We start from the raw sequence: 9466 nt of genomic DNA on the forward strand, positions 1-9466 counted from the left end.
TTTAAAATATTCTCTTAGACGTTAATGTTCAATACACTGCATGTTTACTCAATAAAAGTCATTAATTCTAGGGTAGAAATATGAATTACAAGGTATCACGTCGAAAGTTTGGCCAGTTGGTACTTGCTGGAACTATAGTATCTGGACTGAGTTATCTAACTAACAAAGCCTTGGCGCAAACACCAAGTTTTAAAATTATAGGTATAGGTTCTGGCTCTATCATCAGCAGTGACCAAACGGCTATTCCAGAGGTAAACACCACTGAATTAGACAGCACTGCCTCAGACAATGTAGTTACAGATGTTAAGCCTGTAGGGCTAGGACTAGTTTTGCAATCCTTTGGTTTGCAATCCTTAAATACAGGAAAGGTTCAGCTTGTAAGTCCACTAATCTCTCAGATACTTGCCCAGCACGGTACAGCTTTAGTAAAGTCTAATGATGCATTGAATGTCTTCAATTCTTTAAGCGATGGCACACTTACCGATCGCATTACAGATTTGACTAACGGGATATTGAGTGGCATCACTCCTTCAAGTAATGGCACACCTAGCGATAGCGTTAAACCTTTAGTAGAGGCTAACGAGACATTGAGTGGCTTCACTTGTTTAAGCGATGGCACACTTGTTGTAGCCGTTACTCCTGTTAGCGCTAGTAGAAGAGAAAAGACACCTACTCGCATTACATTTTTGAGTACGCCTGTAAAAACTTTGATAGTCTCAGGACTTAAACAGAGTCAACAGCTTGGGAGCTTGGTAGGCACTAATGATGGGCGACTCATCGGTCTAGTAAATAAGAAGAACGGTACACCGCCGATCAAATTGGTAGATATTGACCTTGAAACAGGAGAGATCAGTGTTATTAGTAAAGTAAAATTGCCGAACGATGAGCGAGTCAGCAATCTAGCTGAATGCCCAGATGGAAAACTCTATACGTCCTTAGTTGGACCAGGTGGTGAAACAACTCTGGTGCAGCTAGATTCAAATCAAAAAAATCCGATCAGACTGGCACAATTGAAACTTAATGGTAAAGTATGGAATAATGGCTTACAAAGCTTAGTTTGCTCTGCAACAGGTCAACTCATCGCTTTTGGAGCGCTGAGATATGAGACACCTAATGTTGTGTATAGCGTAGATAAGAACACTGGAAACATGACTCGGCTACAAGACTTTGACGCTGCTCAGATTACGCTTGCTCGTGCGTAGAAGGGATTGAGCCAATATCTAGCAAAAAAGTGCCAAGCCCTCATCTTGCCTTGAGGGCTTTTTATTGGCATTGATTGGTACACCTTATTATTAAAAATATTTTGAGTATTTTAATTGATGGATAAAAGGCGCTTTATTCTAACTTCTCACAGATGCCCTTTCCCTAAGAAATGCATCAAATGTAAATTTATCCGGTAGCGAAGTTTGTGCGCCTGGTTTTGTTGTCGCCAAAGCACCTGCTGCTGCACCCCAAACAACTGCCTGATGTAAAGAAAGTCCTTCAAAAAGTGCTGCCGTTAAGCCGCCATTAAAAGCATCGCCAGCAGCTACTGTGTCAATCGCATGAACTGGAAACGCTGGTACAAAAAACTTTTCCTCAGCAGTGGCACAAAAAACACCTTTAGCACCCAGTTTAACGATCGCACATTTCACACCCCGTTGTAATAAAACTCCAGCTGCTTTGGCTGCAAGTTCTTCTCCATCCACAGGAAAACCCACTAACTGCGAGGCTTCAACTTCATTCGGTGTGATAATGTCCACTAACGGGTAAAGTTCATCGGGGAAATCAGATTGTGCGGGTGCGGGGTCGAGAATTACGGTTATTTTGGTTTCTCTTGCGGCTTTAGCTGCTGCAATCACGGCAGGAATCGGAATTTCTAATTGTAAAAGCAGTGCTGTAGCTTCTGGTAATAAATGGGACAATCGTTCTACATCTTCTTGATTGACACACCCATTTGCACCAGGAATTACAATAATTTGATTTTCACCAGCATGATTTACGGCGATGATGGCGACTCCAGAACTAACAGTCTCATCCACGAAAATATTCTCAATCTGCACACCAGATGCTTGCAAATTGTTGACAAGTTCCACACCAAAATTGTCTGCACCTACACGCCCCACCATTTGGGCAGGAATTCCCAATCTTGCTAATGCTACGGCTTGATTAGCTCCTTTTCCTCCTGAAACTTGAAAAAAGTCTTCTCCTAGCAACGTTTCTCCTGCGACTGGCAACCGGGGTGCTGTTGCTACCAAGTCTATATTTATGCTGCCGAAGATGATAATGCTCATAATGCTTATTTTTGTTGATTTTAAAGTCATTTAGCCTAATATTACAGTCGGCGTTCGCAACTGTTGTTTTGGCAATAGTAGAAGCCGAATCTTTGCGATCCCATTTTTTGATTTTGACGCGAATATTATTTGGTATCAAACTAAAAAAACAATCTTGTTATATTAAAAGTTACTTTCTTGCTCTAGACAAATGAATGGTTTTAACAAATCATATTCTTTCCAATTGTCAATATCAATCATTACGCCGTCTAAAAATTTCTGCTCTTTTCGCAACCAACCTCCAAGCTCGAAGAAGACGATTAGCGGTTCGTAGGGAGCGGGGAGATTAAACTGAGTAACCTCTCTTTGGTTTTTAACACCTGACCAACGTATATACCAAAGAGATGCAATAGTAGTGTAAATGTTCACACGATCGCGCAGAAACACAGTAATTTCTGCAAGAACGGATTCGGAAATTTCCTGCTCACCAAATATTTCGATAATAACTGGTTCGGAAATTTCCCGCTCGCCAAATATTTCATCAACTATACTGATAAATGGCCATTTCTGAGTCGCATTTAAAGCTTTACCCCAGAGAGCCATCCGACGCAGCCATTCACGCACCAGAAGCTTACAAGTTTCTTGATTGTAATCATATGAATCGTTAAACCACTTTACTTGCTTAAGCCGTTGAATAGCTTTATTAATTTCGTTTTCACTATCCATATCTAATTCTTCCTATCTTTTATGCGGCATCTTAGTTTTCTTCAAAATTGCTTTAATATAATATATCTACATCTTCCCATATTGGGTATTTCTGAGATTTCCAATGTGCAAATGGTGGTTTAACATAGTCTGCATGAGGTGCAAGTTCATGAGCTCCTGGATTTTGCGGAGTGCCTTTATAAGGAAGACCATTTTTCATTAAAGCTAGCTCAACATACTCGTGTGCAACAATTCGCTTAAATGCTGCAAGCTCGTTGCCATGTAATTCTTGGTTACCAGCTTTTACCCATAGTTGTGAAATTGTTGGATCTGCTTCAAAACGCATTATTCCATCTGGAGTAAGATGTTCTTCTAAGAATAAATGTGTCCTGACAGACTCGATTATATTTACTGATATACCAGTATTAGAACTGATGTTATTTACATCCTGTTGATGATTAAGCTCTCTTTATAACTTTATCTTGGAAGCTCTATTCTATGCAGCTTCATATTAAATTGGTATTACTCAGTTAAATCTAAATCACTCTGAGCATTTAAATTTATCTAAACCTGATTTGCAAGGAAAGCGGGTTTATTAACGCTTCTATATTACCCTGAACAAATTACTAACGCTGAACTTGCTGAATCAGGGCTTGTGTTTGTTGATAAGCTTGGGTATCGCCTTTTTTAAGAAATAATCTTGCAGCTTCTTGAAGGTCTGTGATCGCACTCTTACTATCTCCTAAAGCATATTTTGCCAGTCCTCGATTACCGTAGGCATCAGCTAGGCTGGGATTGATTTGTAGTGCTTGGTTAAAGTTTGCGATCGCTTGTTGATGATTTCCCTGTCTAAAATGGGCTAGTCCTAGATTGTAATAACCATCTTGTGAGGTTGGATCAATTTTCACTGTCTGATTAAAGTCGGCAATGGCTTTTTGAAAATCTCCTAGTTCTACATAAGAGATTCCCCGACCATTATAAGCATCTGTATGCTTAGGATTTAAACGCAGCGCTAGGTTAAAGTCAGTGATTGCTGCACTGAAGTCTTTTAATTGAGATTTAGCCAAACCTCGGAGGCAAAAACCCTCATAAAATCGTGGATTCAGCCGCACTACAGAGTCAAAATCTGCGATCGCTCCTTTGAAGTTGCCTTGCTCAAGCTTTTGCACCCCTTGGTTATAGTAATCTTGAAAGTTTGCCGCCTTCAGAGGTATTTGTGCTTCTTGTGCATAAACAGCAGGCATTACACTCAGTACACTTGTTATTCCCAAGAGGGCTATTGTTCGCTTGATATGGTTCATGGCTTTACCCCTTCATAACTTGCAGCACAACGTTGGATTGCCAAGGAATCTGTTCAATCTGTTCCTTCACTCTAACAATTGGGGATTGAGGAGTGTGAAAAACTTTTTATAAGAACAGACTTAGATATCTTAAAATTAATAAACAAGAATCGTTTTTTTTCGTTTTAAATTTGTAGCTTACTAAAACGTGAGGTTATACTGCACTTGAGTATTCACAAAACTCACACAAGAATTGCTGAACTAGGAGCCGACAATGAAACTTATAAATACGCCATAGAATGGTTGAAGCAACTACGCACGGTTGTTGCTGCTAACCAAATGTGGTGGGGTGAACCACTGGTAAATCTGAGCTTTGACTCAGAAATAGTTTTTGAGTGGTGGCACGAAACCAAAAAGTTAACTATTTATATTCCGGGAAATACCATAGAATATATCAAAGTTTGGGGAACTGACATTGACAATGAAATGGAAGACGGCACGTCTTCATCACCTGCTGAACTTACGGCTCTCTGGAAATGGCTAGTTTCATAGAGGTTTGCAGTGAGCGATGTGGTTACAGATGATGAGCTATTGTATCGGTGCATTTTCCGTGGATTAGACAAATATTACCGCATTGGAGAGTTTGGATTAGAACTTACCTCGCAAGCATTTACAGATAGAAATCAAGCTCCTTCTGTTGACAGAGCAAAGCTTTGTGGTTAGGACCCACAATGCACGCAGAAAAACCCAGATGATGGTGTCGTGAGTTTAATTACTGGCGAAGTTCGGATGATAAATATTTCTCAAAACGATCAAAAAGGCAACCCACTTTTTGATTACAAAATTGATGTCTGTCCAAAGCCAACTGATGACAATCCATCTCACGCACAAATTGAGCCATCTCCTAATTACACAAACAAAACAACTTTTAAAAAAGTTGCAGAAAAGCTGGCACGGCTTGCAACTGAGAGAATCAAGAAACAGGATTGGGAGATTAAGCCACAGGAATTACGAACTTAGGCGATGACATATCACCTCGGCGTGCATAAATACGGTAATTAAAAACTGTATCACTTTCAAAGAAGCATAATGCCTTAGGATAAAAATGTTGTGGACGATAGGTCATTTCTAATGAGTAGCATTTGAGTAGCGCGATTGCAATGCGTGACCAGCCCAATTCTATAAGTGCGATCGCTAAAAATTCATATTAACTGGGAACTTGGAACAGTCATCCCAAAATAGTTTGTAATAGCAACCAAACATTTAAGCCTACGATAACAATAGCAACTAACCAGGCTAAAGATTTTAACCACAAGGGATTCACAAACTCACCCATCAAGCGGCGATTACTTGTAAATATCACTAATGGAATCACTGCAAACGGTAACTGTAAGCTGAGAATAACTTGACTGAGAACTATGAGCCTACTTGTACTCTTTTCACCAAAAAGAATGATTGTAATTAACGCTGGAATGATCGCAAGCAGACGGGTTATTAAACGGCGTAACCAAGAGGGAAAGCGAAATTGTAAAAAGCCTTCCATAACAATTTGTCCTGCCAGAGTTGCAGTCAGCGTTGAACTTTGCCCAGAAGCAAGTAAAGCGATACCAAAAATAGCACTGGCAGCACTAACTCCTAATAATGGTGAAAGTAATTTATAAGCATCTTGAATTTCTGCTACATTCCGATTACCAGAAAAATGAAATGTTGCAGCAGACACAATTAAAATCGCTGAGTTGATAAACAGTGCTAATGACAAAGCAAAAGTTGAATCAATTGTACCAAACTTAATTGCTTCCCATCTTTTTTCCGTATTAGGTTGCCAATCACGGGTTTGCACAATTGAGGAGTGTAAATATAAGTTGTGAGGCATCACTGTTGCCCCTAAAATGCCGATAGCAATGTAGAGCATTTCTGGATTCTGTAAAATCTCTCTCTTGGGCAAATATCCCAACAAAATTCCCCCCAGATCAGGGCGGGAAAACAGAATTTCTGCTATAAAACAGATGCCTACTGTTGCTACCAGCATTATTACCAGGGCTTCTGTATAGCGAAAGCCTTTATGTTGCAGAACTAGCAGTACCAGGACATCCAGCGCTGTGATGCACACACCCCATATCAAGGGAATACGGAATAAAAGTTGCAGTGCGATCGCACTTCCCAATAGTTCTGCTAAGTCACAAGCGGCGATCGCAATCTCACACAGTACCCACAAACAAAAGCTTACCCTTCGACTGAAATAGTCCCGACAAGCCTGTGCCAAATCTCGCCCCGTAGCAACTCCCAAACGTACGCATAGTGATTGAAGTAATATCGCCATCAGGTTCGATAGCAGAATCACTGTTAATAGAGTGTACCCAAACTTTGACCCCCCAGCTATGTCTGTTGCCCAATTTCCAGGGTCTATGTATCCGACTGAAACCAGATACCCTGGTCCTGCATAAGCAAACATCTTACGCCAAAAGCCGCTGCTGTTAGGGACTCTAATACTGCGATGAACCTCTGGTAAGCTAGGTTTGTTTTCTGGAGGAGTCATTTACTTTGCCGTTAAATCTTCTCATATTGTTTTCATAATCTCATCAAATATAGAATAAACATCAACCTTTAGGCAAGTATGGATGTTGTAGTATCTCAGTACATTATTATCAATACTCCCAACAGCACAATGTGTGAGCCTAACGGTTATGATTGAGTAATCTAATCACACACCCTAATATAAAAACGATAATAAGTATTAGGTTTTAGTTGTGATTACAGGTATCTATTTTGCTCCTTTGATGGCAAAATATTGTCATTCATTTAATTCCATCAATTCTTTAGTTTTCAAATCAGCAGCTATTGGTTGAGAACATCCTTCAATCTGAGGAGAGATAGAGCAAATTGCATCTGTCGTTGTTTCAAAACAATTTGATAACCCAATTGTTTTTAACAATCCTGAACGTTCTAGTAGTTGTTTGACTTCGAGTTGTAAACCTGTGAGAATTAAGCGGCAATTGTGCCGTTCCAAGTCGTGGTAAATATCCTCTAAGGCTACTAACCCAGTTGTGTCCATATTTGGCACATACCGCAACCGGAGAATTAAATACTTCACTTCCGGTTGATGGCGGACGAAGGTAACAAACCGTTCAGCAGCACCAAAAAATACGGGGCCATCTACCCGATAAACGGCAATTTCCCTACCTAATTCTAGAGGAGTACCAGGGGGAAATACTTCGGTTTCAGGTATTTTGACTAGGCTTAAATCACTCATCCGTTTGATGAACAAGGCTCCGGCTGCAATCAATCCCACTTCTACAGCCAGAACTAAGTCAAACAAGATTGTCACTAGCCAGGTGAGAATCATCACAGCAAAGTCGGAGTAGGTAGCACGCATCAATAAACCAATGGCTTTCCACTCAATCATCCGCACGCTAACTACTATCAAAATCCCAGCAAGTGCCGCTAAAGGAATCTGTGCTGCTAAGGGTGCTAAAGTTAAAATAAAAATGGCTAAAGCAACGCCGTGAATCACCCCAGATAGTCGGGTTTTAGCACCAGAACGGACATTGATAACAGTCCGAGCGATCGCACCTGTTGCGGGAATGCCACCAAAAAATGGAACAATAATATTTGCCAATCCTTGACCAATTAATTCGCGATCGCTATTGTGTTTTTCGCTCACCGTCATCCCATCAGCCACTACTGCCGATAGCAACGATTCAATACTTCCCAGTGCTGCTAAAGCCAAAGCGGGATTAATCAGTTCCCGAATCAACCTAAAATTATTCCAGTGGGGGATACTGTGGGGCATCGGTAAAGATTGCGGAATGCTGCCAATTGTGGGTACAGCCAGATGGAAATAAGCAGCGATCGCTGTTGCCAACACCAACCCCATTAAAGAACCTGGGATTGTAGAATTAATCTTGGGCCACAAAACCGTGGTTGCAATCACCACCATTGCCAACCCAACAGCAGCCCAGTTTAAAGCTTCTACATGACTTAGACTTTGCCAAACTCCTGGCAGAAAATGTTCACTACGCGGTAGTTGTAAACCAAAGAAATTATTTAATTGACCACAAAGTATAATCACGGCAGTACCATTGGTAAAGCCTGCTGTCACCGGATAGGGAATAAACTTCACTAGCTGTCCCAGTTTGGCAACCCCCAAGGCAATCTGGATAATTCCAGCCATCACCCCAGCAATCCAAACTTTCTCAATGCCGTACTTGGCGACAATTCCCACCAAAATCACAGCCATTGCACCTGTTGGGCCTGTAATCTGGACTGAAGAACCACCAAAAATTGCCGCTACAATTCCCGCCACAATAGCCGTATAAAGTCCAGCTTTTGGTTCTACTCCACTTGCCACCGCAAAAGCTAAAGCCAAAGGCAAGGCTACCACTGCTGCCGTCAGTCCTCCTGTCAAATCCCCACGCAGTCCACTAAATAAGCTACCCAGACGCTGTGGTTCTTGGAGGATATCAGATATTGCCATATTCCATTTCAACTCTCATAGACAATTTGTTGATAGACAGATAGATGTCATATGATATCCGGGCAATTAAGCATAATACCCGCAACCTCAAAGAGCCTGAAGGGAAAAGCTCCTTTATTATAGACATCTCTGAAAAAAGTCAAAATTATAAAATTATATTGTTATTAACTTGTAGCGTAGAGTCTCAAAGAATCCGCCCATTTTGGTTTTAGATGAAGCTACCTTGGCGGTGGATAATGAAACAGAAACGGCAATCTGGCGATCGCTCGAACCGATTACAGTAGATCCACTGATAATGGTGGAGCAATTCCTTCTAATTTGTTGCAAATTCCTAATAGTAAAAGTAATTCTCGATATATTCAACTCTGCAAAGCAGTTGATATTCCATCTCATCCAGCGCGTTTTCCCCAACAAATTTCACTATTTTTTATGAATTTTTTAACAGAGCCAGGAGATATAGTCCTTGATATATTCGCAGGTTATAATACTACTGATGCTACTGCGGAATTTGTATAGCCTCGCTGGATTGCCTTTGAGCAGAATCCGTCTTATTTATCTGCTTATACCTTCCGTTTCATAGAAGAATAAGGAAAGTATTGGTGAGGCTTCAACACTTTATAAAAATTTGATTGCAGAACAATTAGTAATAAATATTAAACACTTTATTCAGCTTAATATGGGAAGCTAAATAAAGTGTTTAATATATAGCAATCCTAAATGAGTTGTGAAAAATCACAGTTGTTGATAAAGTGAAT

At 40.5% G+C, this 9466-nt stretch carries 11 protein-coding genes; 5 read left to right on the forward strand and 6 right to left on the reverse strand.

Annotated elements, in window-relative coordinates:
• Positions 1-80: 80 nt before the first annotated feature.
• Positions 81-1202 (forward strand): hypothetical protein, encoded by a 1122-nt coding sequence (locus tag Q0541_RS21085; protein WP_298914715.1) that lies wholly within the window; start codon positions 81-83, stop codon positions 1200-1202.
• A 138-nt stretch (positions 1203-1340) separates the two neighbouring features.
• Here the strand turns inward: Q0541_RS21085 and rbsK are convergent, their stop codons facing one another.
• From rbsK to Q0541_RS21105, 4 genes are all read right to left on the reverse strand, one after another.
• Positions 1341-2273 carry a ribokinase gene (gene rbsK, locus Q0541_RS21090; protein ID WP_298914718.1) on the reverse strand — a complete coding sequence of 311 codons (933 nt, stop codon included), beginning with the start codon at positions 2271-2273 and terminating at the stop codon, positions 1341-1343.
• A gap of 162 nt (positions 2274-2435) precedes the next feature.
• The gene (locus tag Q0541_RS21095) at positions 2436-2978 is read right to left on the reverse strand and encodes a hypothetical protein (RefSeq protein ID WP_298914721.1); all 543 of its coding nucleotides are present in this window, start codon (positions 2976-2978) and stop codon (positions 2436-2438) included.
• 52 nt (positions 2979-3030) lie between these two features.
• Positions 3031-3303, reverse strand: coding sequence for a hypothetical protein (locus Q0541_RS21100; protein ID WP_298914724.1), 273 nt, complete (start codon positions 3301-3303; stop codon positions 3031-3033).
• Positions 3304-3583: 280 nt separating this feature from the next.
• A complete protein-coding gene (locus tag Q0541_RS21105) occupies positions 3584-4258 on the reverse strand; it encodes a tetratricopeptide repeat protein (RefSeq protein ID WP_298914727.1) in 675 nt (224 codons plus the stop codon).
• A 204-nt stretch (positions 4259-4462) separates the two neighbouring features.
• On the opposite strand from Q0541_RS21105, the gene Q0541_RS21110 reads away from it, so the two are divergent.
• Genes Q0541_RS21110 through Q0541_RS21120 form a run of 3 tightly spaced genes read left to right on the forward strand, consistent with a single transcriptional unit; the run spans position 4463 to position 5257 of the window.
• Complete coding sequence (locus Q0541_RS21110; protein WP_298914730.1) at positions 4463-4789, forward strand: hypothetical protein; 327 nt, start codon at positions 4463-4465, stop codon at positions 4787-4789.
• Positions 4790-4798: 9 nt separating this feature from the next.
• Positions 4799-4960 carry a hypothetical protein gene (locus Q0541_RS21115; protein WP_298914735.1) on the forward strand — a complete coding sequence of 54 codons (162 nt, stop codon included), beginning with the start codon at positions 4799-4801 and terminating at the stop codon, positions 4958-4960.
• Positions 4961-4999: 39 nt separating this feature from the next.
• The gene (locus Q0541_RS21120; RefSeq protein WP_298914738.1) at positions 5000-5257 is read left to right on the forward strand and encodes a hypothetical protein; all 258 of its coding nucleotides are present in this window, start codon (positions 5000-5002) and stop codon (positions 5255-5257) included.
• Positions 5258-5465: 208 nt separating this feature from the next.
• Here Q0541_RS21120 and Q0541_RS21125 read toward each other — a convergent pair whose 3' ends face one another.
• Complete coding sequence (locus Q0541_RS21125) at positions 5466-6773, reverse strand: Nramp family divalent metal transporter (RefSeq protein ID WP_298914741.1); 1308 nt, start codon at positions 6771-6773, stop codon at positions 5466-5468.
• A 255-nt stretch (positions 6774-7028) separates the two neighbouring features.
• The gene (locus Q0541_RS21130) at positions 7029-8711 is read right to left on the reverse strand and encodes a SulP family inorganic anion transporter (protein WP_298914743.1); all 1683 of its coding nucleotides are present in this window, start codon (positions 8709-8711) and stop codon (positions 7029-7031) included.
• Between the two features lie 321 nt (positions 8712-9032).
• Between Q0541_RS21130 and Q0541_RS34555 the strand changes: the two genes are divergently transcribed.
• Positions 9033-9227 carry a DNA methyltransferase gene (locus Q0541_RS34555; protein ID WP_366941908.1) on the forward strand — a complete coding sequence of 65 codons (195 nt, stop codon included), beginning with the start codon at positions 9033-9035 and terminating at the stop codon, positions 9225-9227.
• The last annotated feature ends 239 nt before the right edge of the window (positions 9228-9466 follow it).

The organism is uncultured Nostoc sp. (assembly GCF_937863485.1).
In the GTDB taxonomy this organism is placed as follows: Bacteria; Cyanobacteriota; Cyanobacteriia; order Cyanobacteriales; family Nostocaceae; genus Nostoc.

Coding starts and splice junctions, on each gene's coding strand:
- Q0541_RS21085 (WP_298914715.1), top strand. CDS start 81: ATGAATTACAAGGTATCACGTCGAAAGTTTGGCCAGTTGGTACTTGCT.
- rbsK (WP_298914718.1), bottom strand. CDS start 2,273: ATGAGCATTATCATCTTCGGCAGCATAAATATAGACTTGGTAGCAACA.
- Q0541_RS21100 (WP_298914724.1), bottom strand. CDS start 3,303: ATGCGTTTTGAAGCAGATCCAACAATTTCACAACTATGGGTAAAAGCT.
- Q0541_RS21095 (WP_298914721.1), bottom strand. CDS start 2,978: ATGGATAGTGAAAACGAAATTAATAAAGCTATTCAACGGCTTAAGCAA.
- Q0541_RS21105 (WP_298914727.1), bottom strand. CDS start 4,258: ATGAACCATATCAAGCGAACAATAGCCCTCTTGGGAATAACAAGTGTA.
- Q0541_RS21130 (WP_298914743.1), bottom strand. CDS start 8,711: ATGGCAATATCTGATATCCTCCAAGAACCACAGCGTCTGGGTAGCTTA.
- Q0541_RS21125 (WP_298914741.1), bottom strand. CDS start 6,773: ATGACTCCTCCAGAAAACAAACCTAGCTTACCAGAGGTTCATCGCAGT.